Annotated in this window: 15 protein-coding genes; all 15 read right to left on the bottom strand. The window is 45.6% G+C overall.

Annotated elements, in window-relative coordinates; translation table 11 throughout:
- Positions 1-41: 41 nt before the first annotated feature.
- Positions 42-1,406 (bottom strand): ethanolamine ammonia-lyase subunit EutB, encoded by a 1,365-nt coding sequence (locus AC58QM_RS11430; RefSeq protein ID WP_497283963.1) that lies wholly within the window; start codon positions 1,404-1,406, stop codon positions 42-44.
- A 17-nt stretch (positions 1,407-1,423) separates the two neighbouring features.
- On the bottom strand, positions 1,424-1,930 hold the full coding sequence (locus AC58QM_RS11425) for a EutP/PduV family microcompartment system protein (RefSeq protein WP_497283961.1): 507 nt from the start codon (positions 1,928-1,930) through the stop codon (positions 1,424-1,426).
- A 15-nt stretch (positions 1,931-1,945) separates the two neighbouring features.
- Positions 1,946-2,287 (bottom strand): ethanolamine utilization microcompartment protein EutS, encoded by a 342-nt coding sequence (gene eutS, locus AC58QM_RS11420; protein WP_497283960.1) that lies wholly within the window; start codon positions 2,285-2,287, stop codon positions 1,946-1,948.
- A gap of 232 nt (positions 2,288-2,519) precedes the next feature.
- The gene (locus AC58QM_RS11415) at positions 2,520-4,148 is read right to left on the bottom strand and encodes an extracellular solute-binding protein (RefSeq protein WP_497283958.1); all 1,629 of its coding nucleotides are present in this window, start codon (positions 4,146-4,148) and stop codon (positions 2,520-2,522) included.
- A 27-nt stretch (positions 4,149-4,175) separates the two neighbouring features.
- Positions 4,176-5,051, bottom strand: coding sequence for a carbohydrate ABC transporter permease (locus tag AC58QM_RS11410; RefSeq protein ID WP_497283956.1), 876 nt, complete (start codon positions 5,049-5,051; stop codon positions 4,176-4,178).
- Positions 5,052-5,078: 27 nt separating this feature from the next.
- A complete protein-coding gene (locus AC58QM_RS11405; RefSeq protein ID WP_497283954.1) occupies positions 5,079-6,047 on the bottom strand; it encodes an ABC transporter permease in 969 nt (322 codons plus the stop codon).
- A 99-nt stretch (positions 6,048-6,146) separates the two neighbouring features.
- Positions 6,147-7,925, bottom strand: coding sequence for a sensor histidine kinase (locus AC58QM_RS11400; protein ID WP_497283952.1), 1,779 nt, complete (start codon positions 7,923-7,925; stop codon positions 6,147-6,149).
- Entirely contained in the window at positions 7,922-9,016 is a 1,095-nt protein-coding gene (locus tag AC58QM_RS11395) for a response regulator transcription factor (protein WP_497283950.1), read from the bottom strand. The genes AC58QM_RS11400 and AC58QM_RS11395 overlap by 4 nt, the downstream gene beginning before the upstream one ends.
- Before the next feature lie 144 nt (positions 9,017-9,160).
- The gene (locus AC58QM_RS11390; protein ID WP_497283948.1) at positions 9,161-10,045 is read right to left on the bottom strand and encodes a helix-turn-helix domain-containing protein; all 885 of its coding nucleotides are present in this window, start codon (positions 10,043-10,045) and stop codon (positions 9,161-9,163) included.
- A 36-nt stretch (positions 10,046-10,081) separates the two neighbouring features.
- Positions 10,082-10,219, bottom strand: coding sequence for a hypothetical protein (locus tag AC58QM_RS11385; protein ID WP_497283946.1), 138 nt, complete (start codon positions 10,217-10,219; stop codon positions 10,082-10,084).
- Positions 10,220-10,315: 96 nt separating this feature from the next.
- Entirely contained in the window at positions 10,316-11,326 is a 1,011-nt protein-coding gene (locus AC58QM_RS11380; protein ID WP_497283944.1) for a zinc-dependent alcohol dehydrogenase, read from the bottom strand.
- Positions 11,327-11,526: 200 nt separating this feature from the next.
- Positions 11,527-13,242 (bottom strand): sialate O-acetylesterase, encoded by a 1,716-nt coding sequence (locus tag AC58QM_RS11375; RefSeq protein WP_497283942.1) that lies wholly within the window; start codon positions 13,240-13,242, stop codon positions 11,527-11,529.
- Between the two features lie 44 nt (positions 13,243-13,286).
- Positions 13,287-14,336 carry a hypothetical protein gene (locus AC58QM_RS11370; protein ID WP_497283940.1) on the bottom strand — a complete coding sequence of 350 codons (1,050 nt, stop codon included), beginning with the start codon at positions 14,334-14,336 and terminating at the stop codon, positions 13,287-13,289.
- Positions 14,337-14,381: 45 nt separating this feature from the next.
- On the bottom strand, positions 14,382-16,370 hold the full coding sequence (locus tag AC58QM_RS11365) for a DUF7594 domain-containing protein (protein WP_497283939.1): 1,989 nt from the start codon (positions 16,368-16,370) through the stop codon (positions 14,382-14,384).
- A gap of 647 nt (positions 16,371-17,017) precedes the next feature.
- Positions 17,018-17,800, bottom strand: a complete 783-nt coding sequence (locus tag AC58QM_RS11360; protein ID WP_497283937.1) for an alpha/beta hydrolase — start codon at positions 17,798-17,800, stop codon at positions 17,018-17,020.
- Positions 17,801-17,831: the final 31 nt, after the last annotated feature.

The raw sequence follows: 17,831 nt of genomic DNA, 5'->3' as shown, positions 1-17,831 counted from the left end.
CTCCTCAGCAACCTGCATGAACCGCTTCTCAGCAATCATGCCTAACGAGAAAAAATAGAGGGATCCCCTGCCCTGCGGCTTAATTTGCCGCCTTCCATAATCCCCATCTTCTCTAGCCAGGCTTCAAACAGCGGGGATGGCTTCCTATTCATTGTTTGACGCAATGTGGCGACATCGTGATAACTCATCGATTGGTAATTGAGCATACAGTCATCCCCCATTGGCGTTGCGATAATAAAATTGACCCCTGCGGCTGTAAGCAGAACACCTAAATCTTCCATATCATTTTGATCCGCTTTAATATGGTTGGTGTAGCAAATGTCCACACCCATAGAGATGCCGTGCATTTTGCCCATAAAGTGATCTTCAAGTCCTGCCCGTTTCACTTGCTTACTGTCGTACAAATATTCAGGGCCAATAAAGCCCACAACAGTGTTCAAAATATACGGATTATAACGGCGGGCGAAGCCATAGTTCCTCGCCTCCATCGTAAGTTGATCAATGCCATAATGAGCTTCTGCCGACAATTCGGATCCTTGTCCCGTTTCAAAATATAATCGCTCTGGGCCCGTCCCCGTCCCAAGCGTCCGAGCCATATCATTCGCTTCCTCCAGCAAAGCTGCATTAATGCCGAATGAGCGATTCGCTGCCTCCGTGCCTGCGATACTCTGAAAAATCATATCCGCAGGCGCACCTTGCTCGATGGCCTTCATTTGTGTAATCACATGTGCCAATACACAGTTCTGCGTAGGAATTCCCCAGACGTTCATGAAATCATGCGACGCATGCAACAGCCGTTTCACGCTCTCTACAGAATCCTCAACGGGATTGATGCCAATAACGGCATCCCCCATCCCATAAGATAAACCTTCTTTCAAGGAAGCCAGCATACCCTCCACATCATCCGTAGGATGATTGGGTTGAAGCCGGGAAGCCAGAACCCCTTTTTGCCCAATCGCAATATTGCATTTGGTTATTATTTCCAATTTATTTGCACTATGTATCAAATCAAGATTGGACATCAACTTCGCCACAGCCGCAATCATTTCACTGGTAAGTCCTCTGCTGATCCGCTTTAAATCCTCGCCTGACGTGCGATCATCCAGTATGTACTCGCGCAATTCAGAGACAGACCACCTCTCTATGCGCTTATAAATAGGTTCATTGACTTGCTCCTCAATAATGCGGGAAACTTCGTCTTCTTCTGCGGGGAGCAAGGGATTATTGCGAATATCTCGAAGCAATAGTGCGCCAAGCACTTGCTTCGCCGCAATTCGCTCCTGCACCGTTTCAGCGGCAAGCCCGGCAAGTCGATCGCCGGATTTTTCCTCGTTTGCTTTCGCAAACACTTCTTTCAAAGTTTTGAACGTATACACGTGACCCATGAGATTTGCTTTCAGCTTCATTGTCTGGCCTCCTTTCGCTAAGCGTGAAAGATCAAATGACGTACATCCGTTCGTGTACAATATGTCTTCATTTCCTCAAATGTTGCACATTGTTGCACCAAATCTTTAATCTCCTGAATGCCTTGCCCTGTAAAAGAAGAGGAAATGACAATAGCGCCTCTGGGCATTGCTTGTCTTACTAAGTTTACAGCGCGATCAACTTGCGCTAGCGTAGCATCCGCTTTGGATACAATGCCAATCGGCAATTTGTTAAATCCACTGGCAAAGTTGGGAGGGAAAATTGTCTTGGAATGGGTGGCATCTTGAAGAAATAGGACGTGAGTGACTTCCTGTGCGGTGGCCATGATACTTTTGTAAAAAAACGGATTTTCCGTGTATTCACCGGGTGTATCCACAAGCCAATCCGCAAAGATTAACGCTTGCGTTTTGAGTACCTTGACCTGACGACCAAGTAAAGCATCAATCAGGGTAGATTTTCCTGCACCAATAGATCCGATCAGCATCGCTCGATGATTGGCGTTCAATGCATGCACGTCCTTTTAAGATTTAGTGATGCGGGATGCCGTGTAACCTAGTTGTTCAGAAAGAAACGTATTAATTTGCCCCATCGCCACATCAATTTCCGATACACTCCCTACTAATACGAGACTTCCTGTAAACCGATCAAGAAATCCGATAGAGACATTTGCAGCTTTCGTTGCCAAATCGGCAGCGATAATGACCGTTTCACTAGGGGTCAGTGTCAGAATACCAATAGCTCCCGACTCTAAAATGCCTAATTTCTGGAACAATTCCAGATCTGGATTCGCAATAAGATGACTTAGCGTGACTTGCTTGCCTGGTACAAACTCTTGAATAAATCTTTTCTTTTCTTCTTGCATGATGTCAGACTCCATTCAGTAGATTACGATTTGGTAGACATGCGCAAGCATGCCTGAATGAATTCGCTGGTAAACGGAATCATGAAGCATGTCTACTGTTATGTTTATGCCGTCTGCCTCCAAATCATAACGGATAACATTTCCAAGAATTATCCCAATTCATTAAAAAAAATCCGGATCGGTTAATAATCAACCGTCCGGATTCTAAGACACCTAAAGTGTTTGTATGATTCTATTTCTTACTCAACTTATCATAAATACCTTTGCCTTCTTTCGTAAACCAATCCTGTGATGCCTTGATCACGTCTTGTCGTCCAGCTGCATCTGCTTTCTTGAAATAGTCATCCAAAGCGGTAATTGGTAACGCACCGTTAATGATTTTGGCCACATATTCATTTCTCAGATCGATTAACGCTCTACCTTTTGCAAGTTCGGCATCCGTCTGAGGTCTGTATTGGTTAATATTGAATGCAGTTAGCTGTGGACCTGCTTGGGCAAAGCTTTTCATTGCTTGTTCATAACCGCCGAGCAGTGCGTTCGGAAGCCAGATCTCAGGCGTATTCCACATTCTGTAATAGAGCTTGTAAATGATCTGATCGTAAGCAGGTTTCTTCGGAGTGAGCTTATTATCAACCATATCGTAGTGAACGCCTTCTTTTCCGAAATTCACATACTTCTGCAAATCCTTATCTTTCAGGTACGTATTTAGTAAATCAACCGCTTCATTTGCATTTTTGGCATTCTTGGGGATGATATAGAAGTTGGAGACAGGAGCAGGCATTGGATATCCTTTCACTCCATCCTTCCCTTCAACCGTTGGGAGGAAGCTCAGTTTTGCGTTAGCATCCGTTTTCGTTAACCCTGCTAGGAAACTTGCTGGGTCCCAATACCCCGCATATGCAGCTGCTGCTTTCCCTGATGACATTTTTTCAGACACCTGTTGTGTTTTGTTAAATAAGTACTCGTTATCAATCAAACCTTCTTTGAACAGTTTATTCAAATAGGTCAGCATATCTTTAAAATAAACATCTTGTGCGTCAACTAGCTTGCCATCTTTTACGATGAAAGGAACGGCAAGGTTACTAATACCGGATAACCCAAATGCAGATGTAATCACATCTAGTCCGTCTAGTGGATTGCCATTGTTGCCAGCAGCCGCAACATAAGGAATCGTTCCTTTACCACTTGGATCCTTATCCTTGATGGTTTTTAAGAACGTATATAGTTCATCGAGATTTTTGGGAGCTGTAAGCCCCAACTTATCCATCCAGTCCTGTCTAGCCAAGAAGCCGGAGCCCAAGTCTACATTCTCGAACTTTTGGTAAGGAGGTACTGGAATCGCATATTTTTTCCCATCCAACGTAACTGCCGTCCATGCGTTATCCGTGACTAGTTTACCAATTTCACTGCCGAATTGCTTAATCGTATCCTCCAAAGGCAGGAGAGCCCCTTGTGCACTAAAACGTTTGTAGATATTCAAATCCGACGTGTAAATAAGGTCATAGACATCACCAGATGCGAACATCAAGTTGTACGTCTCTAATTGATTTGCAGCCGGAATGACGTTCCATTCTATATTGGTATATCCTGTCTTTTCCTTGATAGCGTTCAGAAATTGGTTATCATTCGCGCTTGCTCCTTGTTCATAGCCTTTGACCCCCGCATTATCAGGTACAGCGATTCGGATCTTCGCTGCTTTATTCAGTTTCGGACCTTGTGCAGGCGTCTGGGATGCCGCTGTTGTTTCTTTGCTCCCTTGCGTCGTGTTCTCTTCTTGTTTACTACAACCAGCCAGCGTTAAACTAATCGAAAGCGCTACCAAAACGAAGGATGTCGACCATCTTTTTAATCTAATTTTCATTTTCTTGTCCCCTTCCTTTATTTACAACTATTGTTTAACAGCACCAAGCGTCAATCCTGTGACAAAATACTTTTGCAAAAACGGATATACAAGCAGAATCGGAAGTGCCGAAACGAAGATAGCTGCTGCCCGGAAAGTCTCGGAAGCGATATTAGCCAATTGCTCGGGATTTTCCATCCCATTCTTATTCGCTGCAGCTACAACGCTTTGCAAGAACAAGGGCAATACTTGAACCTCTTTTTTCGTTAAATATAAAAGGGGTTCCATATAGTTGTTCCAAATACCTACCGCACTGAAAATCGCGATTGTCGCCAATAGAGGCTTGGAAATCGGAAGCATGATCCGAAATAAGACCGTAAGATTGCTAGCCCCATCGATTCGAGCCGATTCCTCTAGGCTGTGAGGCAGTGATTCGAAATAATTTCGAACCAGAATCAGATTGAATGCGCTCACCATTCCTGGAATAACGAGCACCCATAAATGATTGATTAAACCTGTTTCTTTGATGACTAGATAGGTTGGAATCATGCCGCCATTGAACAGCATCGTGAACACATAAAGAATATTAATCGCTTTACGACCGGGCAAATCCCGCTTGGCTATGGCATAACCCACACATGCTGTAAAAAATACTTGGATGGCGGTTCCTACTACAGCAACGACTATACTGTTCTTGAATGCGTTGCGAAAATCAGCGCCTGAGAGCAGTACCTCATAGGCTTTCAGTTGAAAGCCCTTCGGCCATAAACCGACCTGACCGCTAACGACATAGGCTTCTTCGCTAACCGACTTAGCTAATAGTGTGATAAACGGCAGGACGCAAATGAGAGCTACTATGATTAATAATGTGTAATTAAAAACGGTAAATAATTTCTCCCCGGTTGTCATTCGTTTGTCGAACAAAGCTGTTTGCTCCTCTCCACTGTTTATTTACCAGATGCCCCTATCTGAATATCTTCGACTTACTTTATTCGCGATGATCATCAAGGTAAATCCGATCGTAGAGATAAACAGACCCACTGCGGTTGTATAACTGTAACTCCCGTTCTGAATCCCTTCGCGATACACATAGGTGCCAATAATATCCCCCACGCCATACACTAGCGGATTGTATAGCAATAGGACTTGTTCCGTATCACTGCCCAATAAGGTTGACACCCTTAGAATAATAATGAATACAATCGTGCTGGATATTCCTGGCAAGGTAATATGCCATGTTTGTTTGAGTTTACCCGCTCCGTCGACACTCGCTGCCGCATAGAGGTCAGGATCTACAGCGGTTAAAGCTGCGAGATAAATGATAGCGCTCCACCCCGTTTCCTTCCAGGCAGTCGATGCAACTAGAACGCTCCGGAAGTAGCTGTCATCTCCAAGAAAAGCAATTGGCGATACCCCAAAAGCTTTTAGCATTGCATTGATAATGCCCGTGCTAGGCGACAGAATGTCGACAAAAATGCCGGCAATAACAACCCAAGAAAGAAAATGCGGAAGATAAGTAAGCGTTTGCGTCATGCGCTTTACAATGCTGTGTCTGACTTCATTGAGAAGCAGCGCCAGTATAATGGGCAATGGAAATTGAAACACAAATTTGAAGAGATTGATCAGCAAGGTATTACCTAAAACACTCAAAAATTTAGGATCCATGATCAACGTTTGAAAGTGTGCTAACCCTACCCATTTACTAGCCAAAATGCCATCGAATACCCGATAGTTCTTAAATGCAATGACGATCCCCAGCATTGGGACATAACTGTAAATCAAAAGCACCAGTAAAGGTATCGAGATAATCAAATAGATATCCAGATTATGTACGATTCTTGCCTTTAGGCGATTTTTACTCTTGGGGATCACACCTGCATCCTGTGACTTGAGCGCGTGGGACGGTGTAATCTTGGCCATTTCATCACCTCAACTCCTTGTTATTTACTTATATTTTACGTAAATGTACCGATAGATCACAACAGGACAGAAGTAAGATATCTCTGACAAAAAGATGTATTATAGGGTAACTGAAGCTTTCAACTTTGCAACCGCACGGCATCCACTACCCGGTTCGCTGTAGAACGCCAAACCACATTCTGCACCATAGTAGACTTGAATGCGCTGATGTACATTTTTAACGCCATACCCTCTGCTTTCCATCTCGAACATGTGCTGAATTCTATCCAATGACATACCCACACCATCATCGATGACCTCTAGATACATATACGAATCTTCCCGATAAGCCCGGACGATAATCGTTCCCGATTTTCCTTTTTTATGTCGAATACCATGCACAACGGCATTTTCAACGAGTGGTTGCAGGATCATTTTGATCATCATCCGCTCATTCATGCCTGCTTCAATGTCCGTAATAAACTGGATTGCACCACGATAGCGATAATTAATAATGTGCATATAATTACGTACCTCAAGCACCTCTTCCGCTACGCTGATATTCTCCTTGCCTTCATTCAGACTTAAACGTAAAAATTTGGCAAGCGACTCCGTGAGTTCTGCGATTTCCTTCGCGTCAATACGTAAGGCACTCCATTGAATAATATCCAGTGTGTTATAGACAAAGTGTGGATTAATCTGTGCGTAGAGCAGCTTCATTTCCGCTTCTTGCTTACTGATTTGCGCCTGGTACACCTCTTCGATAAGTGCTTTGATTCGCGTACTCATCTTGTTGAAAGAGCGCTGCAGCCGTGCATATTCATCATTCCCTCGAATGTTGTCTTCGGTTTCAAAGTTCCCTTTCTCGGCGTGCTTAATCAACTGCACGAGTTTTTTCAATCTCTTCGTAATGCTGCCCGAAATAAAAAAGGCGGTAATGATCGCGATAATTGAAACGATTCCTGCTAAAGCCAACATGAAGTTCTGAATCCATCTGCTATTCATCCCTAGGTGATTCTCCGTCATCAGCAGCGCGATGCTCCAATCCAACGCTGTCGCCTTGCTAAAGACAGTATAGTTAGCCCTGTCAGGTTTTCCGAAGCTGGCAATGCCCTCATCTTCAATTGGTAGATCCCGCATGTACACATTGCTTAAACCGCCATCCCCAGAGGCTAATTGAGCTAACCCAATTCGCTTATGCGGGGTCATTACAACCTTTTCTGCTCCAGCTGGAAGCTTGATATCCCCAAGAATATTCCATATAAACTTCGCATCAAGCTCCACCATGATATAACCTAACACCTGCTGGAATTTGTTAATGTCCTTGATTTCCTTAATGAAAATGACTTCATCCGCTTGAACCAGGCTTAGATGTTCGACATCACTGCCATAGAGCCACGTTTCCCTCGTTTCACCGTTTAAAAGTGCTTGAAGACCTGCTTCTTTTCCAAGCTGATCGACAGTAAAAAAATTCGGGCTAGCGGAAACGAAAGCCGGATTCCCTTTCATGTAATAGTTAACCTTAAGCACATTGTTCTTCCCCACATGATTGCTCACGTTCTTGTTTAGCAGATTGAAAAAATCGATAACCTCAGCCGATGTTAGCGGGCGCTCAGCTATCGTTCTTAGAATTTGCTGAATTTCGTAATTGCTTTGGGTCAGGTCAGCGATACTGTAAGCGGATTCAATTCCAAAAGCAATATTTTTCTCTGCCTGCTTTAAGGTTTCCAAATAAGCTTTTCCCGTCTGTTCCACCACCGATTTATGAATCGTCACGTAGGAGAAATAGACTAGAACAACGACCGGAATAATGATTAAAATTAAATACGATATAACCAGCTTGGTCCGCAAATTGATATTATAGTACACGCTGCTGAGCTTGTTGATCACTTTCCTCATCGCGTATTCTCCCGATACTCCATGGGATTAACCCCCACCACTTTTTTAAATATTTTTGTAAAATAGTACGTATCCTGGTAGCCGACCTGATTGGCTACTTCATATATTTTGATGGAGGCATCTTTGAGCAGCAACTGCGCCTTTTCTAACCGTACTTGAGTAATATAATCGTTAATTGTTTGCCCCATCTCTTTTTTAAATAACGTCTGAAGATGCCCTGGAGACATGAATACTTCCGTCGCTAGCTGTCCAATCGTCAAATTCTGGTCGTACATCCTGCGGATAATGTCCTCTACTTCCCTAATAATTCTGCGAGATTTACTATTTCGCAATTCATTTGATGCCATCTCTAAGTAGGTCAGCTTTTCGATCACAAACATCTCGATTTGCTGAGGACTTTGCATCGTTCTGAATTGATGCAAGGATTCTTTCACCTCTTGGGCAATGGCAGATTCGATATGTGTGGCTGAACTTCGAATCGCTTTAATAAGAAGCTCACTACAGATCGTCGTTAGGAACAGCATGCTTTCCATTTTCAATTGCCGGATCGTAAGGAATAGCTGTTGAACCTCCGTTGTTAATGCTTCTGTTTTCCCTGTGCTGCATAATCCTATGATCTTCTCCACAGACTCCACAATCACCGGCAGTCCTGTTGAGGAAATACTGCCTGAATAGTATTGGCTAACGTCGTCCTTTAATCGCTTCTCTGCTCTTTCTTTATCCAGCTTAGCGACAACTTTGCCTACAACTTGCTTTAATTCCTCCCGATTGAAGGGCTTTAATATGTAATCAATCGCATCCAATTTAATGGATGCCTTCACATACTGAATGTCTTGATGAGCACTGATCATAATTACCATGACCGCAGGCTGCTCCTGTTTCAACTTGTCAACAAATTGAATGCCATCCAATACAGGCATCACGACATCGGTAATGACAATTTCCGGTCTTAGGTCACGGGCAACGAGCAATGCTTCCGCTCCATCTTCTGCTTCACCAGTAATCTCGATACCCAGACGATCCCAGTCAATGAGATCTCGCAAGCCTTCCCTTGAAATATAATCGTCATCAACAAGCATCATTGTATACATTGGCAGAGACCCCCTTGGCAAATTGAGCGCGTTCACTTACTTGTATCTTACTCCCCTAGATTTGCTCAATCAATGCTCCTTTGCATAAAATAAAAGATTCGGGAGATTTGGTGTAATAGAACCAATCTCCCGAAGTGTGGACAGCTATTCGATTTTCATGACAATATTGGAATTCATCGCCATAAACTGGCTGGGCATAATTCCGACCGTAGCCTTGAAAGATCGGCTGAATAAATAAATACTTGAAAAACCCACTAGCTCAGCAATAGCGGTTAAGGTTTGAGTCCCTTCAATCATGCGTATTTTCGACTGCTCAATTCGAATATGGGTCAAATATTTATGAATCGTAATGCCAAGCTGGTCTTTAAATAAAAACGATAAATGATTGGTCGATATGCCAACATGCTCACTTATCGTATGATTATCCAGATCTGGGTCCCAATATCTTTCATTAATAAATGTAATGGTGTTTTCAATGAACACCCAGCCCTTCGTCAGCTTGCCTTCTCTCGTGTTATGACCCACTTGTCCCTTCATGAAAAGGACTAATAACTCTAAACAAATCCCTTTGAGGATCAACGAATAACCTGATCTCCGATCCAGAAACTCCTTCTGCATGATCAAAAATCTTTTCTTCAATTCGATCTGGTCCGGCAATTGCAAGTGGGAAATGGGACTTGTAGATGCAAACTGCATCTCTTTATCGGTGATGGCTTTACGCTCTTCTGTGATCGCTTGGTCTTCCCAAGTGCTTCGTTGTTCGTCATAATACAAATCAAAATGAATGATATATTGGATCAGTGGCACCTCTGACGTAGAGCGAATTATATGCGCCATGAAGGGTGGCATGAGAAGAATGTCGCCTTCCTTCACCTGATACTTAACCCCATCCAAGAAGAACTCAGCTTCCCCTTGTTCAATATAGGTAAACACATGGTCATAATCCATCCATTCACCTGCCAGAGAGAAGGATTTGTGTATTTTGACCACTCTGACGAAAGGTGTTATGCTGTTCATCCAATTCTCCATGTTCATCCCTCCAGCAGAATGATTGATGAATCACTCTCAATATTTAACCTTAATCCGTGCTCCCTTAGACGCCGACTTTGCAATCATATCCAACAGCATTTGATTTCGATAACCATCTCGAAACTCGGTGATGCCGCATACATCATTTTCCAAGTATAACTGAAGCGTATTCATATTTTCCATATCCCTACGAAGAGAACCTTTGGAACCATCACCCTTAGCTTGTTCTGCAATACCCTACCATACCTATACGAACTTTTCTCCTGGTACTCATGTCAGGCTCCAATCTAATAATACACCGCTGTACTGATCCTTATTCACCCGAAGCCCCTCATACGCTTCCTTCGCTTGCTCCGGCTTCAGTACATGGCTGATGAGAGGTTCAACCTGCAACCGTTTCTGCTTCATCAGTTCAAAAACGATGCGCGTGTTTCTTACTAACGAGTGTTTGATAAATTCATTAGGTTCTACCGGATAACGCCATTCATGTGCTCCCTTGAACGTAATGCAACCCCTGCCAAAGAGATGACAATAATTCAGAATATCCGTCACATCCGTGTTATATTCTCCACGCGGGCTGCCTAACAAAATGAGTTCGCCTAATTTCGCGATATATGGAAGACTCTGGATCGCTACTTGCGGGACACCCGTTGCCTCAATATGGGTAGAAACACCTTTGCCATGGGTGATCTCGGCAATTTGTTCCTGTACGCTGCCTCGTCCTCCATGAAGGTTATGCAATAATCCGCATTGCTTAGCAATACGGATTCGTTCTTCCGATAAATCGATACCAATCACAGTCGCACCTTGGGTATGAGCTAGTTGAGCAGCCATATTCCCGATCAGTCCAAGCCCAGTAACGCTGACATAATCACCAAACTCGATATGCGAGACGCGAATGGCTGTCGATGCCACAGTAGCCATCCGAGCGAATGGCACCCACTTCAAATCCAAGTTCTCCGGTACTTTTAAAAATGCCCCCTTAATGGAAACAACCTCATACTTCGCGTGACTCCCATAATGAAAAACGATATCACCAGCAATAAAACCCGTCACACCTTCGCCAACTTCCAAGATCTCACTTACAGCTGCATAACCTGGAACGCCAGGCATCTGGAACCAATTTTCGCTCCCGGACAACATCGCTAATTCAGTTCCTGGACTGATTAAAGTGTACAACTTCTTAACCAAAACTTCTTCGTACCAAATTGGACACGAGAAGTTCTCTTCTACCATTTCAACTTGCCATGGATGTAGAAATACGATTTTTTTGTTGATCATCGCGTCGAAACACTCCTTCATAGTCATTTCATTTTCAATATAAATGTTTTACAGAAGTGCGTCTTTGACAGAAAGAATGATTTTTTATCGAAAACAACGATGTGAGTTGAGATACGCTCCTCTTCCAGCATCCTTCAAAAAAAACGGCCCCCTATTACCCAAGGGGGGCCGTTTTCTTCAAAAAGCCTTTAACTATCGACCTACGGATTCAAAATTTCATCCGCATACCGCTGACCCAACAGCCGTTGGCTAGATGCATTAAAGTGCGATCCATCACCGATAGAGACTGTGCCCGCATTAGAAACCCAAAATGAATCGGCAATGTACTGCGGTATCGTCGTAATCATTTGATTAAAGTCCGTGCTTTTGGTCGGCAGCAGTTGACCCGCGACGAAAGGAACGGAAGGACTGACCAAATCGGCTCTCAAATCACCGACTAGCTGCTGTAGACTGCTCATGTAGGTGGTGTTCGCCTTTGACTGATCCGATTCCCCCTGATGCCAGATGATCCCTTTCAATGTTCCCGTCTTCATCGCTTCTTTCGTCCTTCTCACTGCTTCTTCGTACAGACCCGTTCCGGCTCCTTTTTGCCATTCTGCGATACTAGTCCCGCCTCTTGCATTGGAAATAATGCCGACCGTTAGCTGCGGGTTGCTCAGCGTAATCGCTTTGGCAAAGCTGCTAGCGACATTCAAACCATTCACTTTCGTGCTCTCTTCAACAGAAGAATAACGGTTAAACCCTTGCGTCGTCGTCAGGGAAGTGCGGTTAGTCACGAGACCTGGCTTCGCTTCCTCCCATTGATTCAAACCATTAAACAAGTAGGCTCGGCTGATCGCCGGCAAATCCTGTGATTCCACCGGCGCCCGGCCGGACATATTCGATTGTCCGATGAACAGGTACAAGTGGAAGTCTGCTTTGGCCGCTGTGATGGTTTGAGCCGCTCCCCCATACAATCCTGCATGCACAATCATGCTGCCGTTCGGACTAGATGGCGGACTCGCAGCGTTGTACACCTCCAGTTCATAAAGACCGAACGCATAGACCGCATTAGGAACTGTAATCCGAATATAACGAGCGGCCAAATTGTCTACGGCAATCGTCGTCACACGGTTGGTCGTACCTGTATTAGTAAACGTATGTGTATAAACTTGATTCCAATCCGTTTGATTATCTGACATGTCTACGATCATCTGGACCGCTTTTTGCTTATATTCGGTCAACACGAGCGTATTGAACAGCTGTTGGCTGCCCAGATCCAGCGTCACTTGCGCCGATAAGGACGCTGGACTGCCATCTGCATAGGTTCTCCACATCGTGGCGGCATCACCGTCCGTTATGTTGGCAGCCACATTGGTGCTGAAAGTGCCTCCCTGATTAATCGTGACCGTTTTGCCCAGCGCTAAATTACCACCATAAACTTCAAGCTCATAAATACCGAATGCATAAACAGCACTAGGTGCTGTAATTCGGACATACCTCGCCGTCTGATTAGTCAGCTGCATGTCGGTGACTCGGTTGGTCGAACCCGTCGCGGTGAACGTGTTCGTATACACTTGCGTCCACTGCGTATTGTCGATCGATACGTCAACCGCCAGTTGAACGGCTTTTTGCTTGTACTCGGTCAGCACAACCTTGTTGAACGACTGTACGCTACCTAGGTCCAACGTCACCTGAGCTGAAAGAGTGGCTGGCGTTCCAACGTCATAGGTTCTCCACATCGTGGCGGAGTCTCCATCGGTCATCATGCTGGCTGTAGTACTGCCCAGTGTGCCGCCTTGGTTGATCGTGACAGATTTGCCTATTGCCAGATTCACCCCCGCCGCTTGCGCTTGCCCAGAGAGTCCGGGAGCGAGCGGGAGTATCCCTAAACCTAAGATAACAATCCATACAGCACGTAAAAGCTTTCTGATCATTCGTCCCTCCGTTCCGAAGTGGTACATTCACTTCCTTGAACCTGTCATTCTGCCACGTTAAAACTCTGATAATTCCTTTGATTCAGCTCGACCTTCGCTTGCTTTGTTAACTGCTCAATCTGCTGATTAAACGCTTGGTCGGTCCATTGGCGAAGCATGGCTTCTTTAACCTGATCGAATGGAAAATACTGATTACTCGTTTTACTAATTAGCTGAATAACAGAGGTATACTTGGCAAAATCTACGCGAATCGCTTCCCCTTCTTGCAACAACAACGCCGCCTGTAAGAGGCGTTCCTCCGCTTCGGCCCGATCCTCCGATCCGGTTCCTCCCAATAGGATGCCCTCCCCATCCGCGCGACGGTTCATCACAAACGGCGATAGCTCGCTCCTCACTTGTGAGAACAGAAAGCCACTGGCTAGCTTAGACACCGCTTCCTCTGCTCGATTCCCGTCACCATTAGAAAAGGACATCACATTCACCTTAACTTCGTCTGATATCCGGTAAAGGTCATCTTTTTGTGCCTCATATACCTTGTGCAGCTCTTCATCCGTGACGACCGTGCTGCTTGCCAGCAGCTTTTCCTTCAGCTTGATCACCATGTTGGAATGTACATAATCATAAAAGCCCCATTCGCTATACTGGGTAGGGCCGTAGATCGGGCTTCCAGTTTGCAGCAGCGCCTTTCGCCGCTCGTTCTCCTCCCGCAGGCGCTGCAGAAATTGTCCGTAATCTGCCGATACATCCAGTCCATTGCTTTGTGCAAGAAGCTGTTGAACCCGATATTCAGTCAGCTGGTCCAGCGCTGCTTGCTTGGCATATTCTGCCGGTGTCACGCCCTCATAGGCCGTCTTCCAAAATGTTTCGTTAACGGGTGCGTTATACTTTTTCTTATAGAATTGGACGGTCTGCGATCGCTGCTGGGATAGAAGCAAGGCAAACTCTCTGCGGTCTACCAGCGCATCGTTGATACGGCCTAGACTATCGTCCTGAAAGCCAGTCAACACAGCCGCTGTCACTGTTCCTCCCATAAGCAGTGCAATGGCCAAGAGCCAGCCTGCAAACTGCTTTTTTACCCGTTGTTTACCTTTCATCGCTTTCTTCTCCCTCTTTAACCGCATATCGTCCAGAATCATTCATTACTGTAACGTAAGCACAACATAGTCAAATGATAGAATATAGTCTGAACTGGCTGCATTTTTACCCGTTACGGTAAACTTTAACCCTTTATCTCCAGCTTGGTTGTAAGTGACATTGCCGATATTCAGCTCCACAATGGAAGAAGTCGCTGCGTACAGATCCTGCTCCGTACCAATGGGGCTCCCCGCACCGGATAACTGAAATTTGCCGCGATCGTTCAGCTTCTTCACGCCTACCTTCACGTTATAGGTGCCAGGCTGTGGGATATTGACGCGGTAAATTACATTGTCGCCCACCCCATCAGACGAAAATTTGGTGCATCGCCCTCCGCTGCAAGCCGCATCCGCAAACGAAATATGTCTCTCACCTGAACTGCCGGACAGCAGCAGATCTTCGGTTTGACGGGTAAAACCAGTGTACGTCACCCCAGCTCCCCCGTAAGCTCCGCGATTAGGTGCAGCACTCGACGATACGGTATTCCCCCAGTAATCTTTTCCTCCGTTGCCAGAAATCACTTTACCGCTGCCAATCGCCGGCGAACCGGCTAGCAATTTGTAGCCATCCACGCCAGTGAGACCAATACCTCCCGTACCAGGCCCTACAAGCATTGGATCCGAAGTGAGTTTATGCGTATCCACCGTTGATGAAGGTTCACTCGCCGGATGCTGTCCATAGAACGTATTTGAGTCAAGTGAGCGCGTCGTCCCGCTGGATGCAAATACATAGCCAGCCGTGGAGCTATTGTTATAAATGATGTTATTGTCAAAAGAATACGTGTGCGCGTTAGCTGGATTTTCCCTAATAATCTTAGGAGAGAGTCCCGAGCCGATGAAAAACGTGTTGTTATAAATAGAAGCTCCCGTAAACGCATAGTTGATGTAGACCAGATTACCCTTGTCATTCTGGCTGATGTTGTACCGAACAATCAGACCACTGTCCTCTGGATCGGTGCAGAACCAAATCAATCCATGGTTGTTATCATGGCTATAGCTGTACTGCCACACCGTGCCTGGGCTTCTCAGATCGGGATCGTACATGTTGCCGTCAACTCCCGGACTCCTGTTCAAGTAGCCTTCATTGTATTGAAGCACCGTATTTCTGGAACTCCTTGTAAACATCGTATTCCCCGTCGTCCCTGTCGCCGTATCGTGAGCGACGTTGTACTCGACGACACCCCCATCTGCAAGCCGGACAATCATCGCATTCTTGGAAATGTTGTAGATTGTATTGCTGCGAATAGCCAGATTCGAATATTTGACATTATTCCAACCGGATTCGCCCGGGTAATACTCGTCTGCGCTGAAGTCGATAGCCGAGTTATTCGTCACGATGCCTTGATTCTTTACGTCGTGGATGACATTATTCTCGATCACGATATCATTAAACTGCGTCATCTCCGATTGGCCCTCGAAATAGATGGCAGCCGTCTTCTTGTTGGTGAGTGTGCCACCGACTGAACCCTCAATGTCGTGAATGAGATTATTCCGGATATAAAAATGGTTAATCGTCCCAGGGGTATCTGCTATGATTTCAATCCCTCTGCGATCTCCCTCTGCCAACGCGTCATTGGTAATTTCTAGATTATTAATTTCCCAATATTGTTGATTGGAGAAAAAGACAACCCCCTGCCCCGTCATTCCGTTGCCGTCGATAATTGGAATGTTCCCTGTGCCGTACATGTCGATCTCAATCGCGCCACCAGCTGAGCTTCCTGATCCCCCTGGATGCAGTTGACCCGTCCAGATACCGCCAGCTTTGAACAAGATTTTATCGCCTGGCTGGAAAGTGACGCTGTTGACTTTCGTCAGTGACTTCCAAGCCGTTGCCGTGCTTGTGCCACTCCCGCTGTCATCGGGCATGGATGCATCAACGTAAAAGGTCGTACCTGCCGCTTCGGCGGGCTTAGGAATGGATAAGGCGCCTGCCAGTGAAACGAAAGATAAGGATAGGCTGAGTACCACTTGTGTCCATAAACGGTGTTTGAACATGAACAAATAACCTCCTCTAAACGAGTATTAAAACCATCTTGCTCCATCTACCCACGAGATGATAGCGCTATCAAAACTAAGTGTGATCCACCACCTCCTCTAACTTCCGGGGAACGAACGCGTCTTATGCTCCACTTTTTACCGCACGCGCCCGGTTAGCCCCATCATAGCGATAGCAGGAATCTTATGTAAATCTTCAATTTTTTGGCGGCATTGTTTTCTTGCAATCGTTGCTGCAGCCGCTTCTGTGCAAATTTACAAAACCTTTCAAAAATATAGAGACGCGGCGGTTTGAGACTTGCGAACGCTTAGAGACTACGATTTCATGAATAGATGTATAAACTACAGCTAATTTCCTCGAATCTGACGTGTTTTCATGAATAGATGGAGAAAGTACATTTAATTTGTATGCAATTGAAATAATCGAGCAAATCGAAGGAAATTAACTACAGAAAATACAGTTAACCTTTCGAGTTCAAGGATTTCGCTTCAAATAGACGGAGAAAATCCAGTTAGATTGCGGTAAGTAGGTTGATTACTCACAGGTCATTAACGAAAATAGAGGCAGTCTCCAAAGTCAAAAGTGACTTTGGAGACTGCCTCTAAAAGTTTACTCGAGCTTATCGATTAACCAGCCTGCCAGTCCCTCAGCCTAGCGCAAACTCATGTTGAAGGAAAGCCAGAATCGACTGTATGGACCGCTGCTGCGCATCCGATGTAATGCCATAGCTGAAGCCGTGCTTCACGCCCGGCAGAGCAATCACCTCTGCGCGTGAGCCTGCCTCAAGCAGCTTCTCGGCAAAAGCGCGAACTTCCGCCAGAGGCGTCGTATGATCTTCATCCCCATTCAGGATAAGGAATGAAGGTTCCCCTCCCGATATCCGGTCAATAGGCGAGCCTTCGAGATACCGCTCGGGCGCGTCCGATTCGGGGACAGCCATAAACTTCAAGACGAACTCCCTGTCCACATGCAGCGTCGTCACCGGACAGTAGAGGGCTACCGCGTTCGGACGTGTATCCGTCATAACCAACTCTGCCGTTTGTCCAAGCTTATCGTCCGGCTGGATCAACGCCAGCATGGCAGCCAAGTAGCCGCCAGCCGATGATCCGGCTGATGCTATCTTCGCCGAATTGAAGCCTAATTCGTCTGCGTGGACGCGCATATACTGCATAGCCAGCCTCGCGTCCTCCAAGGCGGCGGGATACGGCTTCTCTGTGCTCAGTCGGTATTTCATCGACGCGCACACAAAGCCGTGCTCCGCAAACCAAGCTGCGACATCGCGGAACTGCCCCTTGTCTCCCTTGGCCCATCCGCCGCCATGAATGAACAGAATAGCGGCGCCATTCTTGACCCCATCCGGTAAGAATAAATCCAAAACACGTGTCTCCGGCATCTCTGTGCAATAACTAACATCAAAGTGTACTGGCATAACCTTTCACCTCTGTTCAACTTATTTCATT

The organism is Paenibacillus sp. J22P165, from assembly GCF_059692015.1.
Note: the sequence above shows the minus strand (reverse complement) of the source record. Positions and strands in the feature narration are given on the sequence as shown.

Bases quoted from the DNA above. Each gene is read 5' to 3' on its own strand.
- AC58QM_RS11415 (WP_497283958.1), bottom strand. From the start codon at position 4,148: ATGAAAATTAGATTAAAAAGATGGTCGACATCCTTCGTTTTGGTAGCG.
- AC58QM_RS11360 (WP_497283937.1), bottom strand. From the start codon at position 17,800: ATGCCAGTACACTTTGATGTTAGTTATTGCACAGAGATGCCGGAGACA.
- AC58QM_RS11405 (WP_497283954.1), bottom strand. From the start codon at position 6,047: ATGGCCAAGATTACACCGTCCCACGCGCTCAAGTCACAGGATGCAGGT.
- AC58QM_RS11385 (WP_497283946.1), bottom strand. From the start codon at position 10,219: ATGAATACGCTTCAGTTATACTTGGAAAATGATGTATGCGGCATCACC.
- AC58QM_RS11370 (WP_497283940.1), bottom strand. From the start codon at position 14,336: ATGAAAGGTAAACAACGGGTAAAAAAGCAGTTTGCAGGCTGGCTCTTG.
- AC58QM_RS11380 (WP_497283944.1), bottom strand. From the start codon at position 11,326: ATGATCAACAAAAAAATCGTATTTCTACATCCATGGCAAGTTGAAATG.
- AC58QM_RS11430 (WP_497283963.1), bottom strand. From the start codon at position 1,406: ATGAAGCTGAAAGCAAATCTCATGGGTCACGTGTATACGTTCAAAACT.
- AC58QM_RS11395 (WP_497283950.1), bottom strand. From the start codon at position 9,016: ATGTATACAATGATGCTTGTTGATGACGATTATATTTCAAGGGAAGGC.
- eutS (WP_497283960.1), bottom strand. From the start codon at position 2,287: ATGCAAGAAGAAAAGAAAAGATTTATTCAAGAGTTTGTACCAGGCAAG.
- AC58QM_RS11390 (WP_497283948.1), bottom strand. From the start codon at position 10,045: ATGGAGAATTGGATGAACAGCATAACACCTTTCGTCAGAGTGGTCAAA.
- AC58QM_RS11375 (WP_497283942.1), bottom strand. From the start codon at position 13,242: ATGATCAGAAAGCTTTTACGTGCTGTATGGATTGTTATCTTAGGTTTA.
- AC58QM_RS11400 (WP_497283952.1), bottom strand. From the start codon at position 7,925: ATGAGGAAAGTGATCAACAAGCTCAGCAGCGTGTACTATAATATCAAT.
- AC58QM_RS11365 (WP_497283939.1), bottom strand. From the start codon at position 16,370: ATGTTCAAACACCGTTTATGGACACAAGTGGTACTCAGCCTATCCTTA.